At 46.8% G+C, this 24,186-nt stretch carries 21 protein-coding genes; 12 read left to right on the plus strand and 9 right to left on the minus strand.

Annotated elements, in window-relative coordinates; genetic code table 11:
• Window positions 1–427: 427 nt before the first annotated feature.
• Both recA and BN1044_RS01575 read right to left on the minus strand, forming a co-directional pair.
• Complete coding sequence (gene recA, locus BN1044_RS01570) at window positions 428–1,543, minus strand: recombinase RecA (protein WP_072307277.1); 1,116 nt, start codon at window positions 1,541–1,543, stop codon at window positions 428–430.
• Window positions 1,544–1,624: 81 nt separating this feature from the next.
• Window positions 1,625–2,707: a tyrosine-type recombinase/integrase gene (locus tag BN1044_RS01575; protein ID WP_072307278.1), complete on the minus strand. Its 1,083-nt coding sequence runs from the start codon at window positions 2,705–2,707 to the stop codon at window positions 1,625–1,627.
• A gap of 184 nt (window positions 2,708–2,891) precedes the next feature.
• Here BN1044_RS01575 and pyrD point away from each other — a divergent pair, with 184 nt between their 5' ends.
• Entirely contained in the window at window positions 2,892–3,902 is a 1,011-nt protein-coding gene (gene pyrD / locus BN1044_RS01580) for a quinone-dependent dihydroorotate dehydrogenase (protein WP_072307279.1), read from the plus strand.
• A gap of 185 nt (window positions 3,903–4,087) precedes the next feature.
• Window positions 4,088–4,636 (plus strand): cell division protein ZapC, encoded by a 549-nt coding sequence (locus BN1044_RS01585; protein WP_072307280.1) that lies wholly within the window; start codon window positions 4,088–4,090, stop codon window positions 4,634–4,636.
• 69 nt (window positions 4,637–4,705) lie between these two features.
• Here BN1044_RS01585 and BN1044_RS01590 read toward each other — a convergent pair whose 3' ends face one another.
• Both BN1044_RS01590 and ydfZ read right to left on the minus strand, forming a co-directional pair.
• On the minus strand, window positions 4,706–5,809 hold the full coding sequence (locus BN1044_RS01590; RefSeq protein WP_072307281.1) for a YcbX family protein: 1,104 nt from the start codon (window positions 5,807–5,809) through the stop codon (window positions 4,706–4,708).
• Window positions 5,810–6,014: 205 nt separating this feature from the next.
• The gene (gene ydfZ, locus BN1044_RS01595; RefSeq protein WP_211095764.1) at window positions 6,015–6,233 is read right to left on the minus strand and encodes a putative selenium delivery protein YdfZ; all 219 of its coding nucleotides are present in this window, start codon (window positions 6,231–6,233) and stop codon (window positions 6,015–6,017) included.
• A 459-nt stretch (window positions 6,234–6,692) separates the two neighbouring features.
• Between ydfZ and rlmKL the strand changes: the two genes are divergently transcribed.
• The 7 genes from rlmKL to BN1044_RS01630 all read left to right on the plus strand — a co-directional run bounded on the left by rlmKL (window position 6,693) and on the right by BN1044_RS01630 (window position 15,987).
• A complete protein-coding gene (rlmKL, locus tag BN1044_RS01600; protein ID WP_072307282.1) occupies window positions 6,693–8,819 on the plus strand; it encodes a bifunctional 23S rRNA (guanine(2069)-N(7))-methyltransferase RlmK/23S rRNA (guanine(2445)-N(2))-methyltransferase RlmL in 2,127 nt (708 codons plus the stop codon).
• Window positions 8,820–8,822: 3 nt separating this feature from the next.
• A complete protein-coding gene (locus BN1044_RS01605) occupies window positions 8,823–10,727 on the plus strand; it encodes an ABC transporter ATP-binding protein (protein WP_072307283.1) in 1,905 nt (634 codons plus the stop codon).
• Between the two features lie 103 nt (window positions 10,728–10,830).
• Entirely contained in the window at window positions 10,831–12,099 is a 1,269-nt protein-coding gene (gene pqiA, locus BN1044_RS01610) for a membrane integrity-associated transporter subunit PqiA (protein WP_072307284.1), read from the plus strand.
• Window positions 12,092–13,732 (plus strand): intermembrane transport protein PqiB, encoded by a 1,641-nt coding sequence (gene pqiB, locus BN1044_RS01615; protein WP_072307285.1) that lies wholly within the window; start codon window positions 12,092–12,094, stop codon window positions 13,730–13,732. Before pqiA ends, pqiB begins: the two co-directional genes overlap by 8 nt.
• On the plus strand, window positions 13,732–14,292 hold the full coding sequence (gene pqiC / locus BN1044_RS01620) for a membrane integrity-associated transporter subunit PqiC (RefSeq protein WP_072307286.1): 561 nt from the start codon (window positions 13,732–13,734) through the stop codon (window positions 14,290–14,292). Before pqiB ends, pqiC begins: the two co-directional genes overlap by 1 nt.
• A gap of 260 nt (window positions 14,293–14,552) precedes the next feature.
• Window positions 14,553–14,720, plus strand: a complete 168-nt coding sequence (gene rmf / locus BN1044_RS01625; RefSeq protein WP_004095659.1) for a ribosome modulation factor — start codon at window positions 14,553–14,555, stop codon at window positions 14,718–14,720.
• Between the two features lie 325 nt (window positions 14,721–15,045).
• Window positions 15,046–15,987, plus strand: a complete 942-nt coding sequence (locus BN1044_RS01630; RefSeq protein WP_072307287.1) for a LysR family transcriptional regulator — start codon at window positions 15,046–15,048, stop codon at window positions 15,985–15,987.
• 97 nt (window positions 15,988–16,084) lie between these two features.
• On the opposite strand, the gene fabA is transcribed toward BN1044_RS01630, so the two are convergent.
• Complete coding sequence (fabA, locus tag BN1044_RS01635; RefSeq protein ID WP_072307288.1) at window positions 16,085–16,603, minus strand: bifunctional 3-hydroxydecanoyl-ACP dehydratase/trans-2-decenoyl-ACP isomerase; 519 nt, start codon at window positions 16,601–16,603, stop codon at window positions 16,085–16,087.
• 68 nt (window positions 16,604–16,671) lie between these two features.
• Window positions 16,672–18,417: an AAA family ATPase gene (locus tag BN1044_RS01640; RefSeq protein ID WP_175421581.1), complete on the minus strand. Its 1,746-nt coding sequence runs from the start codon at window positions 18,415–18,417 to the stop codon at window positions 16,672–16,674.
• 208 nt (window positions 18,418–18,625) lie between these two features.
• On the opposite strand from BN1044_RS01640, the gene matP reads away from it, so the two are divergent.
• Window positions 18,626–19,084: a macrodomain Ter protein MatP gene (matP, locus tag BN1044_RS01645; protein ID WP_072307604.1), complete on the plus strand. Its 459-nt coding sequence runs from the start codon at window positions 18,626–18,628 to the stop codon at window positions 19,082–19,084.
• A 122-nt stretch (window positions 19,085–19,206) separates the two neighbouring features.
• Here the strand turns inward: matP and ompA are convergent, their stop codons facing one another.
• Together ompA and sulA are read right to left on the minus strand one after the other, a co-directional pair.
• The gene (gene ompA / locus BN1044_RS01650; RefSeq protein WP_072307289.1) at window positions 19,207–20,262 is read right to left on the minus strand and encodes a porin OmpA; all 1,056 of its coding nucleotides are present in this window, start codon (window positions 20,260–20,262) and stop codon (window positions 19,207–19,209) included.
• Between the two features lie 357 nt (window positions 20,263–20,619).
• Window positions 20,620–21,129, minus strand: coding sequence for an SOS-induced cell division inhibitor SulA (sulA, locus tag BN1044_RS01655; RefSeq protein WP_072307290.1), 510 nt, complete (start codon window positions 21,127–21,129; stop codon window positions 20,620–20,622).
• A 221-nt stretch (window positions 21,130–21,350) separates the two neighbouring features.
• Here sulA and BN1044_RS01660 point away from each other — a divergent pair, with 221 nt between their 5' ends.
• Window positions 21,351–21,833 (plus strand): TfoX/Sxy family protein, encoded by a 483-nt coding sequence (locus tag BN1044_RS01660; RefSeq protein WP_254663907.1) that lies wholly within the window; start codon window positions 21,351–21,353, stop codon window positions 21,831–21,833.
• Complete coding sequence (locus BN1044_RS23785; RefSeq protein ID WP_254663908.1) at window positions 21,830–21,970, plus strand: hypothetical protein; 141 nt, start codon at window positions 21,830–21,832, stop codon at window positions 21,968–21,970. Before BN1044_RS01660 ends, BN1044_RS23785 begins: the two co-directional genes overlap by 4 nt.
• A 70-nt stretch (window positions 21,971–22,040) precedes the next feature.
• Here the strand turns inward: BN1044_RS23785 and yccS are convergent, their stop codons facing one another.
• A complete protein-coding gene (gene yccS, locus BN1044_RS01665; RefSeq protein WP_072307291.1) occupies window positions 22,041–24,176 on the minus strand; it encodes a YccS family putative transporter in 2,136 nt (711 codons plus the stop codon).
• Window positions 24,177–24,186 lie beyond the last annotated feature (10 nt).

Raw genomic sequence — 24,186 nt, forward strand, 5'->3', positions numbered from 1 at the left:
CGGTGCGTGAATAAACCCATAGATAAAAATGGCATTGAACATAACATCCGTTTTCCGTACTGCTAAAACGCCCTCAGCGCGATTTGAGAGCGAAGACAAAGAAAAAAGCCGCAGCTTACCCTGCAAAAAAGCGGCAGAAACGCGCTCAGCGATTCTAGCCGGCATGCATGACTATACACCAGACTGACTGGCGGTAGGTTTTGGTCTGAACTCAGGTCGAAGGACTTAAAGCTCACACCCAAACCAGTCAAAAATGGTGAACGGGAGCGCAATTTATTGCGTGACCGTGAATGCGTTTAAGTGATTCAAATGGATATTGTCAGGCGCGGATTGTACGGAGTAAAACTAAGAAATCAACGAGAATCAATGGGATATTTTATTGTGTGTAGATACGGGATTTCCCCGTATCTACCTCAGAAAAGCAGCCTTAAATATTGGCAAGTTCAACTTCTTCCTCGGCGGTACTTTCTACAATCTCCTCACCAATATCACTAGTGACAGGGAGTGGTTTCGCAAGAACCAGATCTCTGATTTTTTGCTCGATCTCTTGCGCTACTTCTGAATTCTCCGCTAAATACTTCATCGCATTAGCTCTACCTTGCCCAATCTTCCCGCCGTTATACTCATACCACGCACCAGCTTTACCAATAAGTTTAAGCTTTACGCCAAGCTCAACGAGCTCGCCTTCATGTGATATTCCTTGCCCATAAAGGATCTGGAATTCAGCTTGACGGAAGGGCGGCGAAACTTTGTTTTTGACCACTTTAACGCGGGTTTCATTGCCAAGAACTTCGTCACCATCTTTAATCGCACCAATACGTCGAATATCAAGACGAACGGAAGAATAGAATTTTAGCGCATTGCCACCAGTGGTCGTCTCTGGATTCCCAAACATTACGCCAATCTTCAAACGAATTTGGTTGATGAAAATCACCAAGCAATTGGCATTTTTAATGTTACCCGTCATTTTACGCAGAGCTTGAGACATAAGGCGAGCCTGTAGACCTACGTGAGAGTCCCCCATCTCGCCTTCGATCTCTGCTTTAGGTGTCAATGCCGCAACTGAATCGACAATAATCACGTTCACAGCACCAGAGCGGACTAAGGCATCACAGATTTCTAATGCTTGTTCGCCTGTATCTGGCTGAGAAATGAGCAGCTCGTTTGTGTTTACACCAAGTTTTTGCGCATAAATTGGATCGAGGGCATGTTCAGCATCGATAAATGCGCACATCTTCCCTGCTTTTTGCGCCGCAGCGATAACAGATAGAGTAAGCGTGGTTTTTCCTGATGATTCAGGTCCAAAGATTTCAACAACACGGCCCATAGGCAAGCCACCAATACCAAGAGCGGCGTCTAGAGTGATTGAGCCAGTAGAGATAGCTTCGATATCAAGAGTTTTATTATCACCCAGACGCATTATGGAGCCTTTGCCAAATGCTTTTTCAATTTGACCAATTGCAGCGGCCAGAGCTTTAGCTTTGTCGTCTTTGTTTGTGATCTGGGCTACGTCACTAGTGGATTTTTTCTTTACATCTGCCATGTTATCGCCTCTCGTTAATCACTGTTGATTTACACAGTAAATGTGTATTCATACAGTATTGTCGAGAGGGATTGTTTTTTATTAAAGCGGTTTTTTTTGCAGAGCAGCAAATTTTTCATGGAGTGATTTAGGGTATAGCTCAGTATATACCTGCCACAAAACGTTTAGAGTTCGATGCCCAGTCACTTGCGCTACTTCCTCGATGCTAAATCCCGCTTCAAATAGGCGGCTAGCACCCTCCCTGCGTAAGTCGTGATAGCGCAAATCTTCAATTCCTAACTCGTTTCGAACATCCCTATAGACCAGCGTGATCCCCTTAGGCGGATAAGGGAAAATTCTGTCATCACTTTTTGGTTGCCGCTGAACAATTTCCCATGCTTCACCAAGTAAAGGTACCATCATGTGGTTACCTTCTTTTTTACGTGGATCTTTACGGTCACGAACCAGTACCGCCTTCTGTTCTTCGCTAATATCATCCCAGCGAATTGCACAAACTTCCCCAACGCGCATACATGACAGAATTGAAAACATAAAGATATCGTCGTACGGAATACCCTTATAAGATCTTTTGGCGCGGTCGCGCATTCCATCGTAGAGCCTATCGAACTCTTCAGCTGACGGCCTACGACTGCGCCGTTTAGATTGTCCAGTTATTCCCATGCTCGAAAGAGCTGATCTAGCAACGCTCAAACTATCTAGGTTCACGTCGATATCAAAGAGAGGTTTTGCAGCAGATAAAACAGAGCCCATATAGGCTAGATCATGAGAAACAGTGGCAGGTGATGCGCCGGAAGCTGATCTGAAGCGGCAGTGCTCAATAAATGTATTTGAAACGATGGAGGATAGAGGTACGTTGGAGATCGCAAACTTTTGCAGTCTAGTGAGAACATCCAATTTATCTCGCCCGACTTTTTGCTTTATATTGGGGTGCTCTAAGTAATCACGGATTAAATCACCAATTGTTTTAGAGGACCTGGCATCAGGTATGCCATTGGTTTCAATTTCCTGAACCATGCGAGCGCCCCAGCTTTTTGCCTGAGCTTGACGCGCAAACGTTTTACTTTCTCGGAAAAGATATTTACCATTTTGCCGAACACCAACAGTACAGCGATAACGTGGTGTTCCATCGGCTCGCTCTCTTTTCTCAATACTAAAGTACGCCATTTGAAAACCTTGGGGTGCAGTGTGGGGTGCTGAGAGTAAAAAAATATACTAAAACGTCGAAAAATGTACAGAAATAATGAAATTGAAATGATGGATAAACCTGCTAACACGCTGAATTGATACGATAATATGATTTGTTGTGAAGAATACAGCTCAGACTTGCCACCGGGACTCAGGAGATACCATGCTTTACCCCTTCGTTAGAAAGGCACTTTTCCAGCTCGATCCAGAGCGCGCGCACGAATTCACCTTTAAGCAGCTTCGCCGTATTACGGGTACTCCATTGGAGTTTCTGGTTCGTCAGTCAGTGGCTTCTAAGCCGGTAACATGCATGGGATTATCTTTCAAAAATCCGCTTGGCCTTGCCGCGGGTTTAGACAAAGATGGTGAATGTATCGATGCGCTAGGCGCAATGGGCTTTGGTTTTATCGAAGTTGGCACCGTAACGCCTCGCGCTCAATCGGGTAATGATAAGCCGCGTTTATTCCGCCTTGTTGAAGCTGAAGGCTTAATTAACCGCATGGGGTTTAATAACCATGGGGTCGATAATCTGGTCGAGAACGTCAAAAAATCTCATTTTGGCGGAGTGTTAGGGATCAATATTGGCAAGAATAAAGATACGCCGGTTGAGCAGGGAAAAGACGATTATTTAATCTGTATGGAAAAGGTTTACTCCTATGCCGGTTACATTGCGATAAATATCTCCTCACCAAATACGCCGGGTTTAAGAACGTTGCAATATGGTGAAGCATTAGACGATCTATTAACCGCGATAAAAGCAAAACAGATCGAGCTACAACAGAAACACCATAAATATGTTCCTATTGCGGTGAAGATCGCGCCGGATCTTTCCCATGAGGAATTGATTCAGGTTGCTGATAGTTTAGTTCGCCATAATATAGATGGGGTTATTGCCACGAACACCACTTTAGATCGCAAATTAGTTAACGGGTTTAATTACTGTGATCAAATGGGAGGGCTTAGCGGGCGTCCTTTACAGCTGCACAGTACGGAAATTGTCCGCCGGCTATCTAACGAGTTGCAGGGGCGTTTACCGATAATTGGTGTGGGCGGGATTGATTCCGTCATTGCAGCCAGAGAAAAAATAGATGCCGGTGCTTCATTGGTTCAAATTTATTCAGGTTTTATCTTTAAAGGACCTGGTCTGATTAAAGATATCGTTAACTACATCTAATTATTTGCCTGCCTATTTGCCCCGGGGGTTTATTTCTTCTCCGGGGTAGTCTATATTTCAACCGTTCTGCCAATTAATTGTCCAAACGAATCACGCTAATTTAATCAACGCATGATTTGGTCGTATTAATGACATGGGCAACAGTCGAATCACGATCCTGATGGTCGATGCAGAAGAGGGATGTTATGAATATAAAACCGGGCGATAACTGGCGCTGGTATTTTGATGAGGAACACGATCGTTTGATGTTGGATTTAGCCAACGGAATGATCTTTCGATCCCGCTTTGCAGCCAAAATGTTGACTCCAGATGCTTTTGAAGAGAGCTCATTTTGCGTTGATGATGCAGCGCTCTATTATCAGTTTGAAGAACGAAGCCGGCAGACGGGATTAAAAAAAGAACAACGTGCAGAGTTAATACTCAATGCGTTAGTTGCGCAGCGTTTTCTTAAACCGCTGATGCCAAAGAGTTGGCATTTTGCCCCGCAGTCTTGCTCGGTGAATCCGGCGTTAGGTGAAGTGGTTGCCGTGCAGGTTTCTAATACTGCCGAACAGGCGCGTTTGCTGGTGGTCGAGTCTGGAGATAGTGCCAGTTTATGTCTTTTAGCCCAGCCTTATTTGCAACTTGCAGGCAAAGCGATGCAGCTTGGCGATGCCATTAAAGTGATGCACGACAGATTAATTGCGGTGCAGCCGTCTAGTGATGCTCAAGATATTTTAGCCTACGCCGTTTAATATATGCGGGTAGTGAATATCCCGCATATTTCTACTATTAGAACGATAGCTATTCTAGAGCGACGGTCATTAAGCTAATTTAATATCGCTTTTGGGAATGCAGCTACAGCTAAGAATGCGGCCATTCGGGCCCACGGCGCTTTTCTTCAACGGCGTAACTTCCCCTTCGTCTAGCGTTAATTTGCAAGCACCGCATAATCCTGCCCGACAAGAATAGGGAATTCGGATACCTTGAGCTTCCAGCTGTTCTAACAGTATTTGTTGGTTATTGCCGGTAAATACCTCTCCTTGATATTCAATTTTGACGCTTTTTTCACCGACATTGGCTACCGATAGAGATTCGTTTGTTTCTCCAGCCGAATAAAGACGAGGAGGGCGAACGCTGAGTATTTCAACGTTATCTCCTTGGCGAATAACCCCACCGCTGCGCGCGATCATATTCATGCCGAAATCCACATCGCCATTGTCTGCGGTGCGGAATGACTGCAAGGTTTTTAACGGTTCACCTGCAGGGTGTTTACGACCACGGTCGGTGCTCACCGTGGTCAGAATACAGCGGCTGCATGGTTTGACTAAATCAAAAATAATCTCGCCGATGCGAATAACCTGCCAGCTATCTTCATCAAAAGCCTGAGCGCCGCTAACGACAATATTCGGTCTAAACTGCTCAATGCGAATAGCGCTTGGGCTGCGCTGTTGTAAATTTTGAAACGAAGCTTCATTGATTAATAAAAAAGGGTAGCCATCGGCAAACGTCAGCGGAATTTCCGGGTGATGTTTTACACGCCGACTGAGTTCATCACCTAACCAACGAAGCTGAACGTCGCGCTTAAAATAACGGCTCAGCCATACGTTTATCTGGGTAGGTGCAATGAGCGCGGTAAAGTGATTGCCCCAAACTTCGGTAGGCTGTTGTTCTTTAATAAAGTCTTGCCATAACACCATAATATTTTCACCATCGGGCGCGGTGAGAGCAATACCGTTCGGTAATAAGGAGGGGGTGAATGTCACCATCAGTGGATTTTGGCGAGCGGTAATAAAGGTGCCGTCAGTTTCAGTTATCATCAACGCACGATCGAATGCTAAACCACTTGGCAAAACCTGAGCCTGTGAAAGCTGTAAGCCACGCATGGATTTTATCGGATGAACATACAGCTTTGATAACGTGATCATTTCAGCACTTCCTCGTTCCGTCGTTTTAAAAGAATTTCAGCCGATCACTTTATGACACCTGCTTCATATTGAACAGATAGCGCGGCGTTTTCTTTTATGGGTACAGAGCTATCAGTAGGTGTAGAAGCGGTGGGGAAGAGATGCAGTGCCGATCAAGAGGTCTGCGACCGGCACTTAACGGTGAGTATTCACGTGCAAGATAGGATTAGTTCATCCCTAAGCGAACAAGGTCGAGCGGAACGTAACGATCGCTGAGATTATCGATATCTACGCATTTTGAGCGACGGATTTGTGCTGATGGTAGGTTGTCACCGTGAATAGCCGTAATTACACCAATCTCGCCGGTACCACTCACCATGACGCGGCTGCCAACTTTAATGGCGTTGCGGTTGCGATCGTATGTCGTCACGCTTTCTTGGGTCATCTTCAGCTCCTCCTTCATCGTATATCATCGGTACATCATGAATTCGGTGTGAGATTTTAAAATCATCGGTTTGCAAAAAAAATGATTTAGATCAAATTTTTAAAAATATTTATCCCTATGAAATCGTTAACTATAATTTTAAAACGGCGTTTATTTTGAACATTTTTCGCAGAAGAAAAAGGATTAAAAATGATGCATTAGACATCGCGTAAAAACAGGCCAAAAAAGGGGGATGGCAAAAAGATAAAATGAAGGATGGCGGTTTTTCATAGAAAAGTATCAAATGTAGGGTCCTACAGGTTAAAATAGCCAATTAACTGACTGATGTTCACTTGTCAGAACCTAGCAAACGGTGCAACTTGCTGCTTAGTTATAATGCATGGAGTTGCATACTCATTTGATTATTAAGCTTTTTCTGGCTTTTAGTCTCCGTAAATTCTCTTTAGTGATAGTGAAAACATGAAATCTCTGTTTGCCAGCACCGCGCGCGGTCTAGAAGAACTGTTAAAAAATGAACTCGAAGCCCTCGGTGCGCACTCCTGTCAAATTGTTCAAGGCGGTGTGCATTTTCAAGGGGATGATCGTTTGCTCTATCAGAGCCTGCTCTGGAGCCGTTTAGCTTCGCGCATTTTGATGCCGCTGAATGAGTTTAAAGTCTATAGCGATCTGGATCTGTACTTAGGTGTACAGGCAATCGACTGGACTTCGATTTTTGGCGTCGATAAGACCTTTGCCGTGCATTTCACCGGTACCAACGAAGAAATTCGCAATAGCCAATATGGCGCGTTGAAAGTCAAAGATGCGATCGTGGATAGCTTCACGCGCAAAATTGATGCGCGTCCCACCGTCGCCAAACAAACGCCAGATATTCGTATTAACGTTTTCCTACAGCGTGAAACGGCCAGCGTGGCGTTGGATCTGAGCGGAGAAGGCCTGCATCAGCGTGGCTACCGCGATCTTACCGGTGCGGCACCGCTTAAAGAAACGTTGGCCTCGGCTATTGTGCTGCGTTCGGGCTGGAAAGCGGGTACGCCGATGGTCGACCCAATGTGTGGTTCCGGTACTTTACTGATTGAAGCCGCAATGATGGCCTCCGATCACGCGCCGGGTCTGACCCGTCAGCACTGGGGCTTCACCGCGTGGAATGGTCATAACCCTGAATTGTGGCGTGAACTGATGGCGGAAGCACAGGTGCGTGCCCGTCGTGGTCTGCAAGAACAGGAAGGTCAGTCACGTTTCTTCGGTTCAGATAACGATCGCCGTGTGATTGAAATGGCGCGTGCTAACGCCCGTCGTGCTGGTGTTTCCGAACTGATTACGTTCAACGTGGCTGACGTCAGCAACCTGAAAAACCCGCTGCCAGAAGGCCCAACCGGAACCGTGCTAAGCAACCCGCCATACGGTGAACGCTTAGAAAGCGAACCGGCCCTGATTGCGCTGCACAATGCGTTAGGCCGTATCATGAAAGGTGCATTTGGCGGCTGGCAGCTCTCTTTATTCAGCGCATCTCCAGAACTGCTAAGCTGTTTACAGCTCCGTGCAGAGCGTCAATTTAAGGCGAAAAACGGCCCGCTGGACTGTGTGCAGAAAAACTATCAGCTCGCAGAGAACCCGCTGGGTGCGCCAGCAGGCCAAATTGCTGAAGATTATGCGAACCGTCTGCGTAAGAATCTGAAGAAGCTTGATAAGTGGGCGAAGCAAGAAGGCATTGAATGCTACCGCGTTTATGATGCCGATCTGCCAGAATACAACGTTGCCGTCGATCGCTATGCCGACAAAGTGGTGGTGCAGGAATATGCGCCGCCGAAAACCGTTGATGCGCAAAAAGCACGTCAGCGTCTGTTTGACGTGATTAACGCGACACAGTCGGTGATGAACTTGCCGTCTAACAGCTTGATCTTGAAAACCCGTGAACGCCAGAAAGGCAAAAGCCAGTATGAAAAACTGGCACAAAAAGAAGAGTTCATGCTGGTTAAAGAGTACAACGCTGAGCTGTGGGTTAACTTAACTGACTATTTAGACACGGGTCTGTTCCTTGACCACCGCATTGCCCGCCGCATGTTGGGCGAAATGTGCAACGGTAAGGACTTCCTGAACCTGTTTGCTTATACCGGAACGGCGAGCGTTCATGCAGGGTTAGGCGGTGCACGTTCAACCACCACGGTGGATATGTCACGCACTTACCTTGAGTGGGCAGAGAAAAACCTGCGGGCGAATGGGTTAACCGGACGTCAACATCGTTTGGTTCAGGCTGATTGTTTATCTTATTTGCATAACAGCGATGAACAATACGATGTGATCTTTATTGATCCACCTACGTTCTCGAATTCAAAACGTATGGAAGCCACGTTTGATGTGCAGCGCGATCATATTGACATTATGCGCAACCTTAAACGTATGCTGCGTCGCCGTGGCACCATTATGTTCTCCAACAACAAGCGTGGATTTAAAATGGATCTTGAAGCGCTCGGTGCATTAGGTCTGGAAGCGAAAGAAATTACCGCTCAGACGTTGTCTCAGGACTTTGCCCGTAACCGTCAGATCCATAACTGCTGGCTGATCCGTCATGCTGGCGAGGAAAAGTAAGATATGTCGTTAATTAGTCTTTCCGGTGCATGGATTTCATTTAGTGATGCGCCGTTGCTCGATAACACCGAATTACACATCGAGCCAAATGAACGTGTTTGTCTGGTAGGCCGTAATGGCGCAGGCAAATCAACCTTGCTGAAAGTACTGGGCAAAGAGTTACCGCTAGATGATGGACGTATCATCTATGAGCAAGATTTAGTGGTCTCGCGTTTGCAGCAAGATCCGCCGCGTAATATCGGTGGAACGGTTTTTGATTTTGTCTCAGAAGGCGTTGCCGAGCAGGCTCAGCACCTTAAGGCTTATCATGATTTGCTGAAAAAGGTCGAATCCGATCCTAGCGAACAGAACCTGAATAAGCTTTCTGCGCTGCAGGAGATTTTGGATCATCAAGGCCTATGGCGTATTGATAGCCGCATCAGCGACGTGCTGACTAAGCTGGGCTTGAACGCGGATACCGACCTGTCTGCGCTATCGGGTGGTTGGCTGCGTAAAGCGGCTTTGGCCCGTGCGCTGGTATGTGAGCCCGATGTGCTGTTGCTGGATGAACCGACAAACCACTTGGATATCGAAACGATCACGTGGCTGGAAGATTTCCTGAAGGAATTCACCGGCAGCATCATATTTATTTCCCATGACCGTTCATTTATTCGCAGCATGGCGACCCGTATCGTCGATCTGGATCGCGGTAAGCTGGTTTCTTGGCCTGGCAACTATGACGCCTATTTAATTGCAAAAGAAGAAGCGCTGCGCGTTGAAGAAATGCAGAACGCCGAGTTCGATCGCAAATTAGCGCAGGAAGAAGTCTGGATCCGCCAAGGTATCAAAGCGCGTCGTACCCGTAACGAAGGCCGCGTTCGCGCGTTAAAAGCGATGCGTAACGAACATGCCGAGCGCCGTAGTGTGCAAGGTAATGCCAAGATGCAGGTTGAAGAATCGCTGCGCTCCGGCAAAATTGTCTTCGAGATGGAGAATGTCAATTATAGCGTCGCAGGTAAAACGCTGGTGCGTGATTTCAGCGTTCAGGTTAACCGCGGCGATAAGATCGCGCTGGTTGGGCCAAACGGCTGTGGTAAAACTACGCTGCTGAAACTGATGTTGGGCCAATTGCCGCCAGACAGCGGGAAAGTGCGTTGCGGGACCAAGCTAGAAATTGCTTACTTTGATCAGCATCGCGCAGAGTTAGATCCAGACAAAACCGTGATGGATAATCTGGCTGAAGGTAAGCAAGAAGTTATGGTTAACGGCCGTCCACGCCATGTTTTAGGGTATTTGCAGGACTTCCTGTTCCACCCTAAGCGCGCGATGACGCCGGTACGCGCCTTGTCAGGCGGTGAACGTAACCGTTTGTTGCTCGCGAAGTTGTTCCTAAAACCAAGCAATCTATTGATTCTCGATGAACCAACCAACGATTTAGATATCGAAACATTGGAATTGCTGGAAGAGCTGGTTGATGGTTATCAAGGCACGGTTATGCTGGTTAGCCACGATCGTCAATTCGTCGATAACTCCGTGACTGATTGCTGGATCTTCGAGGGTAACGGCGTCATTAACAGCTACGTGGGTGGCTATTATGACGCGCACAAGCAAAAAGCCGACATGCGTTCTTTCAGCCAACAGGCTGCGTCTAAACCTCAGGCGAGTGCAAATACACCTAAAGCGGAAGTGAAAAAGCGCAGCAATAAGATGAGCTATAATTTGCTACGTGAATTAGAGCAGCTTCCTGCACGCCTTGAAGAGTTGGAAACCGAGCTGACTACTTTGCAGGAAAAAGTCGCTAAACCTGATTTCTTCAACCAATCTCATGAAGAGACTCAGAACGTTCTGCAAAAGATGGCTGAAGTCGAGCAGCAGCTTGAAACAGCGTTTGAGCGTTGGGAAGAGCTAGAAGCAATGAAGAATGCTTAATCGATCTGCCTAAGACGGAATAAAGCCTGACTAACGCGGAGTGATGTGTTGTGTCAGGCTTTTTTGTGCATTTTATGTAGCAACCAAATAGTGGGAAAAAATCATGTGTTCTGAACATCATCAGGATTCAGAAAACAAAATATTATGCCCGCAATGTGACATGCTGGTGGAGCTGCCCGTATTGCCAGAGGGCTCTAAAAGTAGCTGTCCTCGTTGTCATACGACCTTGATGGTGAAGTGGCGAGAGCCGCGCCGCCAGCCCGTGTTGTACGCCATTTGCGCGTTGTTTATGCTGGTCTTAGCCAACCTTTTCCCCTTTGTGAACATGTCGGTGGCTGGGATCCGCAATGCCATTACGCTGATTCAGATCCCACAGACGCTGGTGTCAGAAGACTATGCCAGCATGGCGTCGCTGTTTATGATTTTCGTCCAGTTGGTGCCTGCATTTTGTATGGTTTCGATTATTCTGCTTAATTTGCGGATACCGATGCCGACAGAACTCAAGGTCATGATGGCGAAGATCCTCTTCAAATGTCGCTCGTGGTGCATGGTTGAAATCTTCTTAGCGGGAGTTCTGGTTAGCTTCGTGAAGCTGATGGCCTATGGTGATGTCGGTGTGGGGACCAGTTTCCTGCCTTATTGCCTATTTTGCGTCCTGCAGGTACGCGTATTCCAAGTCATCGATAAACGACTTCTATGGCGTGATATTGCGCCCGCCCCGCACCTTCCAGAAAATTTACGTGTTGGCCTGACCGGGCTTCAACAAGGGCTACGCTCTTGTTCATGTTGTTCTGCTATTTTACCCGCCGATCAGCTGTCGTGCCCCCGCTGTCATAGCAAAGGCCACGCGCGACGTCGTAATAGTTTGCAATGGACGATGTCTTTACTCGTCACGGCAATCATGTTGTATATCCCCGCAAACGTTCTGCCGATTATGGTAACGCAAGCACTTGGCACCAAGCTCACCTCAACGATTATGGCTGGGGTTATTTTGCTTTGGGGCGAAGGCTCTTACCCCGTAGCCATGGTTATTTTTATCGCCAGTATTATGGTTCCCACGCTAAAAATATTAGCGATAGGGTGGTTATGCTGGGATGCCAAATATGCCACGCGCGGTGACAGTGAGCGTATGCATTTTGTTTATGAAATTGTGGAATTTGTTGGGCGCTGGTCAATGATTGACGTGTTTGTTATCGCGGTACTTTCTGCGTTGGTAAATATGGGGCAATTGATGAGCATTTACCCTGATATTGGAGCGTTACTTTTTGCGATGGTGGTGATTATTACCATGATCTCAGCGATGACATTTGATCCTAGATTGATCTGGGATCGTGAACGTGGCTTAACGTACAAGGAGCCTCAAAGTGAATGAGCAAGAAACTGGCGTAGCTAAGGTTGAAAAAATCAAACGCTGGTCCCCTGTCTGGATTGTCCCTATCGTCACGGCATTGATCGGTGCATGGGTGATTTTTTATCATTTTAGCCACCAAGGACCGGAAGTGACGTTGATTACTTCTAGCGCAGAAGGGCTTGAGGGTGGCAAAACGGCGATCAAAAGTCGTAGCGTTGACGTGGGAATGGTTGAAACCGTTACGTTAAATGAGGATTTGACGCAGGTCATCGTAAAAGCACGCTTGAATTCAGGAATGGAAAAGCTTCTGCGTAAAGACAGCGTGTTCTGGGTAGTGAAACCACAGATTGGTCGTGAGGGTATTTCAGGGCTCGGAACCTTGCTCTCAGGCGCATATATTGAGCTGCAGCCGGGCTCAAATAAAGAGGCTCATGATGAGTTCAATTTGCTTGATCAGCCGCCGCTAGCGCCGCCGGATGCGAAAGGGATCCGCGTCACGTTAGACAGCGAACAGGCAGGGCAGCTTAGCCCTGGCGATCCCGTATTGTTCCGTGGTTTACGCGTTGGTTCCGTTGAGACCAGCCAGTTTGATCCCAAAAATCGCCAGATCCACTATCAGATCTTTATCACTGCGCCGTATGACACCTTGGTGACGGAAAACGTTCGCTTCTGGATCGACAGCGGTGTTTCATTCGATATGTCTGCTCAGGGCATGCGTGTGGAAATGGGCTCATTGACCACGCTATTTAGCGGCGGCGTAAGCTTTGATGTGCCTCAAGGCTGGTCAGTAGGTAAGCCCGCGGCAAATCAGTCTCAGTTTGCACTGTTTGATAACCAGCGCAGCATTCAGGAGTCGCTATACACAGAACATAAAAGCGTGCTGATGTTCTTTAGTGATTCTATTCGTGGTTTGCAGGCTGGTGCTCCGGTTGAATTCCGCGGTATTCGCTTAGGTACTGTGGCTGAAGCGCCTTACTTTGTGACTGGCCTAAGCCAGAAGTTGGACTCCGATTACCAGATCCCGGTCTTGGTTAATATCGAGCCAGGCCGTATTCAGCAAAAATTGGGCGATAACTTTAACGTTGAGCAACATCTGTTCTCCGGCGTGGGTGAAGGGTTACGTGCATCACTTAAATCTGCCAACTTGCTAACCGGGTCACTGTATATTGATTTGGACTTCTATCCACAGGCTAAGCCTTGGAAAGGTCCTCGCAAAATTGATGGTTGGCCGGTCGTGCCGACGGTAAGTGGTGGCTTGGCGCAGCTGCAACAGAAACTGACCGCGACACTCGATAAAATCAACTCGTTGCCAATTGAGCCAATGATCAATGAAGCGACTAATACTTTGAAGGCCAGCCAGAAAACGATGGCAGAAACGCAGAAAACGTTGGATGCGTTGAATAAACTGGTTTCAAGCAAAGAAGCGCAAGCATTACCAGGCGATATGCAGAAAACGTTGACTGAGTTGAATCGAAGTGTGAAAGGCTTCCAGCCGGGGTCTCCAGCCTATAACAATATGGTCGGCGACATGCAGCGTTTGGATCAGGTGTTACGTGAGCTGCAGCCGGTACTACGTACGCTCAATGAGAAGAGCAATTCACTGGTGTTTGAAGCGCCAGCTGGCAAAGATCCGCAGCCTAAGAGGACAAAATAATGAAAATCTGGATGGTGGGAGCGGCTGCGTTACTGCTGAGTGCATGTAGTAGCCAACCACAGAAAAGTTACTATCAGCTTCCTGTTCCCGTGGCTAGTACGGCGGTGGTGCAAGCGCCTGTCAACAGCGACACGCACCAGCTATGGCTTGAGCGTGTTAGCGTGGCAGATTTTCTGAGTGCCCTCGGCGTGGTTTATCAAACTAACGACGTGCAGTTTGTCACCGCCGGCAATAATCTTTGGGCAAGCCCGTTGGAGCAGCAGCTTCAACAAACGATGGTCGCGAATCTGAGTGTGGCAATGCCGGGCTGGATTGTTTCATCTCAGCCGTTGGGTAATGCTCAGGATACGCTAAATATCAGCGTGACGGGCTTCCATGGCCGCTATGATGGCAAGGCTGTTATCAGTGGCGAATGGATTTTAACGCGTAATGGTCAACTGACTAAGCGAGCGTTCAATCTGGTGCTTCCTGTGCCGCAAGACGGCTATGATGCGCTGGTGAAGACGCTTGCGGAAGGCTGGCAGCAGGAAGCGCAGCAGATCGCACGTCAGGTTCAGTGATACCCTAGACTAAAATTGTCTAAATAAACCCCGGTCAGAGCAAATCTTGCTGACCGGGGTTTTCTTTATGTAGAACAGGCGATTGTGAGATATCGCGTTAAATACAGCTGTAGAGCGGCGTCTTGTCGCTCACATTTGTGACACTGGTATGAATTTTGCGCATTGACCCTCAGGCTAAAAGCGGCTATTGATTATGTGTGATGGCGAAAAAGTCATCACTGTTTTCTTTCCAGCAGAACTGAAAATGAGGGAAGCGAGGCATGAAGAGACAAAAACGCGATCGCCTAGAACGGGCTCAATCACGTGGGTATCAGGCTGGTATTATTGGGCGCTCAAAGGAGTTTTGCCCATATCAATCGGTAGATGCAAGGTCACATTGGTTGGGAGGCTGGCGGCAGGCTATGGAAGACAGGTCGGTAATGGCCTGATGGTCATCGCTATCAATTCGGATTAGTAATAAAAACCTCTGTTAACGCAGAGGTTTTTATTCAGTGAATTAATTGAGTTATGAATATATGTAGAAAATATTTAAAATTTATATATGTAGAATTCAATTTCTTATGTTTTTAATCCTAGGTTAAATTGGGCTTTATTTTTTGTAACCTATCAGATAATGTATTATTGAATGAATTATTATTGTGTTGTGAATTCATTACATGGACGAATAATTTGGCTTTATCATATTTTAAATTATTATTAATTTAATGAATTGTATGACGCCAAAAATGGAGTTTGCTATTTGGAGTTATAGGGATGTTTGAACATCAGGATAGTTTAAAATCATTAAGGAAGTTTGATCTAAATTTATTAACGGTTTTTGAAGCTGTTTATTTTTATAAAAGCGTCAGTAAAGCTGCTGATATTTTAGGCATGACATCTCCAGCGGTAAGTCAGAGTATTCAGAGACTCAGACAGTATTTTCCTGATCCTCTATTTATTAGGGATGGAAAGGGGATATCTGCTACGGTTTTTGCTGATAGCATGCATGAAAATATAAAGGGAAGCTTAAACGGTATTATTGATATTTTTGCGGATAAGGGGGATAGCATCAGAAATCTGGTGATATGGAGTGATCCTCATCTAGCACAGCTATTGATACCGGATGTTTGTAGTCACCTTATGTCATCGGCAAAGATTAAGTGTCGAATTGCTCACAATCTATTGCCTGAGGATCCTATAGAAGTAGAGCATGCGCTGCTGTACCATAAAGCGGACATCATTTTTGATATTGTTCCAATCTATAATTCGGCTATTGAGTCTGAGCTAATTTATAGTGAAAAAATCGTGATGGTTTGTTCTAAAAACCACCCAAGAATTAGTGGTGAAGTGACTAATAGCAGCATAAAGGATGAACGTTACACAACAATTACCAAAAATAGAAAAAAAATTAATGAGTTCAGAACAAAAATAGATATCCTTTTAGGTAAAAGAACCGTGTCTTTTGCATCACCATCATTAATTACGTCTTTAGCCGTGATTGAAAAAACAAACGATGTCGGCTTTTGCCCTGAGTCAATGTATGAAAAGTTTAAAGATATATATAATATTAAGCGCCTAGATTGTGAGGCTGACTTGGGGACCTATGAAGTCTATATGTCTTACAGTAAAAAGGCACAACAAGATAAGGCGCTATTAGATCTAGTGAATAAAGTTAAAGAGGTTCTTATTACGCAGAACACTTCTGTTCTACGCTAGGGTAAATATTGGAGTGTCGGTCCTATAGAAAAGAAAAAGCGCAGCTAGCTGCGCTTTTTCTTATGCGTTAATGGCAATAGCCACAGACGCTAACGCATTAGAATGCGCTGGTATCTTTGAACAAACCTACTTTCAGATCAGATGCATTATAAATAACCTGACCATCAACTAATACTTCACCATCAGCCATACCCATGATTAAACGACGGTTGATAACACGTTTAAAATGAATACGGTAGGTGACTTTTTTCGCAGTAGGCAGAACCTGACCGGTAAATTTCACTTCACCAACGCCAAGTGCACGTCCTTTACCTTCGCCGCCTAACCAGCCAAGGTAGAAACCAACCAACTGCCACATGGCATCTAAGCCTAAACATCCGGGCATCACGGGATCACCAACGAAATGGCAACCAAAGAACCATAGGTCAGGATTGATATCCAGCTCAGCTTCTACATAGCCTTTGTTGTAGTTACCGCCGTCTTCGGTCATTTTAACGATACGATCCATCATCAGCATGTTGCCAGACGGCAGTGGTGGTCCACCAGCACCGAACAGTTCGCCGCGTCCAGACGCTTCAAGGTCTTCTTTAGTATAAGATTCGCGTTTATCTACCATAATTCTTGTAAGCCTTATTTTAATGAAGGGTGCATGTTAGCTAACACGTGTACGCTGAACAAGTCCGATCAGCCATGGTTGAACCAGTTTAGCCAGCGTAATGGCCAAGGCAATTGACGTTTGTCCAGTGGACTGATAGCTGCAATTCGATCTTGAATTGCACCGATTAGGCTAGGCCCCGTCTCACTACGGTATACTACGCCGGTCAGAATTGGCAACGCATCTTCTGCATTCTCGACGGCCCAAAGATGGAACGTTCCAGCTTTAACTGCTTCGATAACGTCTGTGCTTAAGCATAAATGACGAGCGTTGGTTGCCGGGATAATCACGCCCTGAGAGCCCGTTAAGCCACGACGCTGACAGGCCTCAAAGAAGCCTTCAATCTTCTCGTTAACGCCGCCAATAGGCTGTACGTGGCCAAATTGGTCTACAGAGCCGGTGACTGCGATCTGTTGGTTGATTGGCGCGAGAGAAAGCGCGCTGACCAACGCACAAAGCTCAGCAAGTGAAGCGCTGTCACCATCAACTTCGCCATAAGATTGCTCAAAAACAATTGAGGCAGAGAAGGGAAGCTGTTGCTCTAAATCTAATTCAGAGATTAGGAAGGCTTGCATAATCATCATGCCCTTGGCATGCAGATTCCCGCCTAGCTCTGCTTTTCGCTCCACGTCAGTAAATTCGCCATCGCCCAAATGCACCGCGCAGGTAATACGCGAAGGCTCGCCAAACATCAGCGGATGACCTGGATACTCTAATACCGACAAGCCATTGATTTGGCCAATGACCTCACCTTCGGTTTCTATCAGAATTTGGCCTAGCTCAATTTCATCATGCATGCGCTCGGCAAGATAGCCCTCACGCCAGCGGCGAGAGGCGAGTGTTTCATTGATAGCTTGAGCATCGATAACCTCATTGCTGTGCAGCGCGGCTTCACGCAGCGTACGAGCGATGAGCGTTGGGCTAAGCGGCAACGTACCTTGGTCACCAATTGCACGAATGGCCGTATTGACGAGAATGGGCCATGCATCTTCTGCAATCGGAGGCAGTTGGTATTCGTTGGCAATGGTTGTTACCAATGAGCACCAACGCTGCATATCCTCGCTATCCACCAGTGACATGTCTGCTTCGAACTCACCGTAAATTGAGTTGAAACATAAATCAGGTTCCATATCCTGAAAATCAGCCAATCCTTCACGGTCGCTGACCAGAATGACCTTAAGGTCGATCGGCATATCAGGAATATGAACCGGCAGCGGTTTATTCTCATCAGGTGAGAACCATTTGAATTTTCTGCCAAGAACGATTTGTTTCAATCGCAGCCAAAGAAGCGGCTGAGCGAGCATCGTACGCAATGACAGGATTAACACACCGCCGTTTGCCTTATGAACCATGCCCGGCTCAAGGGTGATTTTTCCATTGGACTGGCGAACAGTGCCAAACAATTGTTCACCCTCGTACCAGTCGGCAAAAAGTGACGTTGTGGTTGCCGCAAAATTCGCCTGAGGATTGTCAGCTGGCATGATGCTGACGTGCATACCATCGATGTGATATTGGCTGCCTCGCAGGCTGAGCTCCGGCAATAACTCTGCGGTAGCACGATGCAGGATTGCCAAATACTCATAGGTCTCCTCTGCCTTCAAGATCATAAAAGGTGAAGGCGATTGCGGATGACAGAAATGGGCCAAGCTGTTTTCCAAGCGAGGCTGATATTCTGAGAACGTCAGCGCAGGCTGTTGTGCCGCCGCAGAGAAAACAGACTGATAAGGTGTCGTATCGGGCAGTAGCGATTGCCAGTCGAGTCGATAATTGCTCAAAGTCGTCAATTTTATTGTCAGTAGGAAAACCGCAATTATACAAGATTCCACCGCCCTGCACAGGAAACAACGGCAGAAGAGTTAAAAGGAAGTGATTTCGATGCCGACCTGAATAAAAAACAATCAATAATAAAACATGAAATATCTGCAAAACTAAAAAAAGTTGTTATTCTTATGGGAAGTTACCGTGTCACTGGCAGATATCTCAATGAAATACCAACAGCTTGAAAATCTGGAAAGTGGGTGGAAGTGGAAATACTTGGTGAAGAAACACCGAGAAGGGGAAGCGATCACCCGCTATCTAGAAACCAGTATGGCTCAGCAGGCTGTTGATCTGCTGTTAAAGCTTGAGAGTGAGCCTGTTAATGTTCACGAATGGATTAGGGAACATATGAATCCCGATCTGCAAAACAAGATGAAACAAACCATTCGTGCGCGGCGAAAGCGTCATTTCAACGCCGAACACACACATACACGTAAGAAGTCTATCGACTTAGAATATCTGGTTTGGCAACGTTTGGCAGGGCTGGCGCATCGACGCGGTAGTACGCTTTCTGAAACTATCGTGCAGCTTATTGAGGATGCGGAACGCAAAGAGCAGTATGCGAATAAGATGTCATCGTTGAAAAAAGATTTGCAGTCGTTTTTGGGTAAGGCCCCAGAATAGCACTGATTTGTTACCATTAATCACCGTGACAATGAACCCGTATCAACAATGACTCCTACAAACAACGCATAAAAAAAGCCTCGCAATGCGAGGCTTTTTGATTAAAGGACCAACGAGTTAACTTAAGCCTGTGGCTGAGTTACTACGTCTTTGATGCCTTTAACTTCGATTTCTACGCGACGGTCTGGAGCCAGGCAGTCGATCAGAGCTGCGCGAGCTTTAACGTTGTCACAGGTAGAACCAGTAACTGGGTCAGCTTTGCCCATGCCACGTGCAGAGATTTTGTCTGCAGGGATACCTTTAGATACCAGGTAATCTACAACGCTCTGTGCGCGCTGTTCAGACAGTTTCTGGTTGTATTGTTCAGAACCGATACGGTCGGTGTAACCCAGAACAACTACAGAACCGTCTTTAGGATCCAAGTTGCTCAGCTGAGAATACATCTGATCCAGAGCCTGCTGGCCTTGTGGTTTCAGAGTTGCTTTGTTGAAGTTGAACAGAACGTCAGACTTCAAAGTGAAACGCTTGGTTTCAACAACTGGAGCTGGAGCTGGTGCTGGAGCAACAACTGGAGCAGCTTCATCCTGACCGAAACGGTAGGTAACACCTACGCTCAGCAGGGTGTTGTCTGGACGTGCAGCAGTTTCGTTAGCATCACCAATGTTGCTTACGAACTGATAGTCAAGACGGGTTGCCCAGTCTTTGTTCAGTGCGTATTCAACACCGATTGCAGCCAGTGGAGAAACACCGGTGTCGTTGCTGTCGATGTAACGACCTTTGGTTGCAGAGTTTGCAGAACCGTCAGCACGCCATACCATACCACCCAGACGAGTGTAGATGTCCAGATCGTCAGCAATTGGGTAGCTCAGTTTAGCAGCCAGCTGAACGCCTTGAGATTTGAAAGCACCGTTGTTGTCGCCACGGTATTCCATACGACCTAACCAGTCGTAGCCCATTTCAAAGCCCAGGTATGGGTTTGCTTGGTAACCGAAGAACGCACCGCCACCCATCTGGTCAGGACGTACGTTGGTGCTACCAAAATGGTTGATGCTGTTGTCGTAGTAGTGGGACCAGCCCAGTTTACCACCAACATACCAAGTATCATCTTTAGGTGCTGCTTGCGCTACGGTAGCGAAACCAGCGAGTGCCACTGCTAATGCGATAGCTGTCTTTTTCATTTTGCGCCTCGTTATCATCCAAATAGGCCAAAGAGCTAGATTGCTACAATTAGCCCTTGGTTAAAATCCTTTGCTAGGTTTTCGCTCGATTAAATACTGTGCCAATTTTCTCGGCGTTATAGAGCAACCTTCGCGATAACAAGTCTACAACGAGATTAGAAACTTACAAGTACGATGTGATATAGCTCAACAAAAAAACCGTTAACGTGTACACTTCATTTAACGTTTTGTTCAAAAAATAAACGTCGTTTTTTTCGCAAAAAAGAGCAGTAATGCAGGCGTAATGCGGGTTTCTGCTATAAAATTAAATAATTAGCAGTGAAAAAATAGCGCTGATAAGATTTCTCTTAAATTTACTTAATGAAACAATTTGGACTGAATTTTTAGCAGATTTCGTTGTCCTTGCTCTGGTTCCGAATTCAGATCGGGCTGCATAACCAGTCCAAAACACTCTCCATCTTGCGCAGCCTTTCTTAATCTTGTGCGTTCATTTTGGGTCAACGGCGGCAGCCAACCTAATACAACACTATAGTTACCGCTACGTAGTGCGCATTCCATCGCATAGATAGACTCTATTGGCTCAATCTGATTGAGCTGCATAACCTTGCTTGCTGGTAAGCCGGAGTCAGCAAGCCATTGTTTGCTCAGCCGATGTTGCGGATTTAACCAGAGTAACCAGCGAGATTGCTTACCGAGCTGACGCAGTAACGGCAGCAGAAGGAGAGATAACATAGGCTGATGTTCGCTATAGACCAATTCACTGATGACGCCTGCATAGGCATTCCCTTGCTCTTCAGTTTCATGATGCGCTGACGGGCTTAAAAATGATGAGCGTTCGGTGTAGTGATGCAGTGACTGTGTGCGCATGATATGTTCTCGCTGTGTGTACTGTATGAATATACAGTACATGGGTGATCGGCAGAGATCAACCTCTTTTTTACAATGCTCTTCGCAAATCTGCGATGAAAACGAGCGAAAACTAACTTTCAGTTTGGATGCTTTTCGGTAATTCGCTATGTTCTTAATTCACTGTTATTGCTAAATAAAGTAATTATTAGTGTTGTGAATGCATATTAAGGGAGTTACATATGAAAGGACTATTGACTGAAAGGGCCGACGTTGCATATGAAGTTTTTTCTTCGCTCGGTGCGGTGACTTTGCGCTCGCAGTTTGGAGGATTTGGTGTATGGCTAGACAAAACCATGTTTGGTGTGGTCTCTGAAGGGGAGCTATATCTACGGGCGCATAACGAATTGAAATCTCGATTTCTGACTTATGGCATGAAGGCGTTCATCTATACCAAACGAGGGATCCCTGTACGTTTAAGCTATTACCGCGTTGAACATAGCATGTGGGATGACCCGGCTTTCTTGCAGCATCTTGCGAATGCCTCGTTACAGCAATCGGTGATGCTTAAAAAATCGCTGCGGGCGGCAGAAAGCACAGGGTTGCGATCGCTGCCAAACATTAACAATACGATGGAGCGCCTCTTGGGAAAAATAGGCATTACGAGCCCTGAACAGTTGATTAGCATCGGTGAGACAGAAGTATTTATTCGACTAAAAAAATGAATGCCAATCTGCACAACCGGCTTCTCTTTGATTTGGCGGGGGCGGTGAGAAAATGCCATGAAGCGGCGCTCTCATATCAGGTGCGAGCCACGCTGGATGAATGGCTAAAGCAAAATACCTATCGCTGGCAGAAATAATACTGGGGTTTGCCCAACAACAGGGAGCCATAGCTAGGCTCCCGTCAGATAGTTAATTAGGATAGAGATATTAGGCCGGAATAAGTTCACGCTTGAGCTGCATTAGTTCCGGTAACACGCCCATCATCAGGCTTATCTGCTGTACAACCAGCTGTTCCGCGTTATCAGAGGGAGATGCATATTCTTCCAGACGTTGCTTAAGCCCCTGAATGGCCTCTTCGGTACGTTTAGCAATGCTATCATCGTAGTTGAGCGCATCGTCCATATAACACGCGGCATCGTCAAGCATGCTGAGTACTTCGCCGTTATCCAACTTTTCCCGATGTGCGCCTAATGCTGAAATATAGCTAAGCAGCGTATGGTTTAGGCACAGCAGGCGGAAAGCGGACTCTTGCGTTTGAGCATCATTTTTCGGCTCTGCGGACATATTTGAAATCACTGACGCCAGTTCCGCATCGCAGTTATGAGCGTCACGTCGCGCGATTCGATAATCCAACGCGTTGGATTTCCCCTGATGGTATTGCACCAGAATAGCGTCGAGATAGCGGCAATCTGCGTTAAGGGTCTTTTGCACCACCGCAGGCAATGCGCGGAATTTCCAGTCTGGCCAAATAAAGGTAACCGCCGCCCATGCGATAGCACATCCCACCAGCGTGTCGAAAACTCTCGGTCCCGCGACTTCAAAGCCTTCGCCTAACAGGTTAAAGCATAGCAATACCAACAGCGTGATAAACATGGTGGCATGTGCGTATTGCACATTACGAAACGCAAAGAACAGCACGCCGCTTATCACGATTAGCAGCATTTGGCCGTCAAGTGATGGCACAAAATAGAGGATTGGTAATCCCAATAGCACGCCAGCCAACGTGCCAATGATACGCAGCGCTAATCTTCGCTTGGTGGCGTTGTAGTTAGGCTGACAAACGAACAAGCTAGTCAGCAGGATCCAATAACCATGATTTAAACCGGTAAATTGAATAAACCCGTAGCCCACGCCTAAGACTATCGACATACGTACCGCGTGGCGAAAGAGGGCCGATTGCGGCGTTAGATGCCGACCGATCCGCAGCTTCATATCATTCCAACCGCTGATGCGATCGTCAGACAGCGTATTTTCCTCTTCTCGCACGGCAGCTAGAGACTGTTCAGATTCAATATTGGCAAGCTGTGCATCTATTGCTTTGAGATTTAGCAACAGGTTAAACAGCGATTTCACCAAAATATGCTGATGGCCGTGCTGCGTGGCGATACGTTGCAGCGTTGCCTCTAAATGGGTAAAGGCCCGTTCGAAGCGTAAATCATGTTGGTATTTCTGCTGAAGCAGAATGGATTGTGATAACTGGGAACAGGCCTGAGCCTGTAGCATCAAAAGCCGCTGGAAGCGAAACAAAACATCGCTATAGCGGAACATCTCACTCAGTTGCTGATATTGAAAATGCGAAGAGCTGGCGCGCTCATGAATATCTTGCGCGACAAAATAGTAATGCAGAGTACGGCGCGTGCCGCGCTGACCTCGGTCACCTTTTAAACGCGTGAGCAGAGACGCTTTAGTCTGGTTGAGCGTAGTGACCAAATTACCGTTAGCCATTGCGACGTCAATCAGCGGCTGATTGAAGTTCCCTTCCTGATCGGGGTCGAACAAATTAGATTTTGCATCGAGATAAACGGCCAGTTGCCCATAGCTACGAGCCAAGGCTTCTTGCAGTGGCCGGATCGGAAAAATTAGATGGCCCAACAATGTCAGGACGTTGTACCACACCGCGCCAACAACCAAGAGCAACGGCTGCTGATACCAAATGTGGTACATCGAGGTACCCAGCATGGTGTAAATCGCGATCAGCAGTGCGCCGAATGCGATAGTTGCATAGCGTTGCCCTAACGCACCGAGCAGAATAAATCCGATGGTTGACGCCATCAACCCAATGGCAAATAGCCACGGATAAGGGAAAAGAATTTCAATCGAGGCAGATGCAATAAAAAAGCAGGTCAGGGTAATGGCTAAATTACGCAGTCGTCCAACTAGGCGGTCATCAAGATCGGCTAAGGCAGCCGCCACAACGCCAAGCGTGAGCGGAATGGTTAACCGCGGTTCGCCGATGAACCACGGCAGGCCAGCGGCTCCTGCAAGTGCAATAAAAATACGAAAGTTATAAAGCAGGGCGCTACTGTATGCATAGCGCCTTAAACCTGGTGCAAAAGAGAGCACGTTGTGACCC

This window comes from Hafnia alvei, from assembly GCF_900095695.1.
In the GTDB taxonomy this organism is placed as follows: domain Bacteria; phylum Pseudomonadota; class Gammaproteobacteria; order Enterobacterales; family Enterobacteriaceae; genus Hafnia; species Hafnia alvei_B.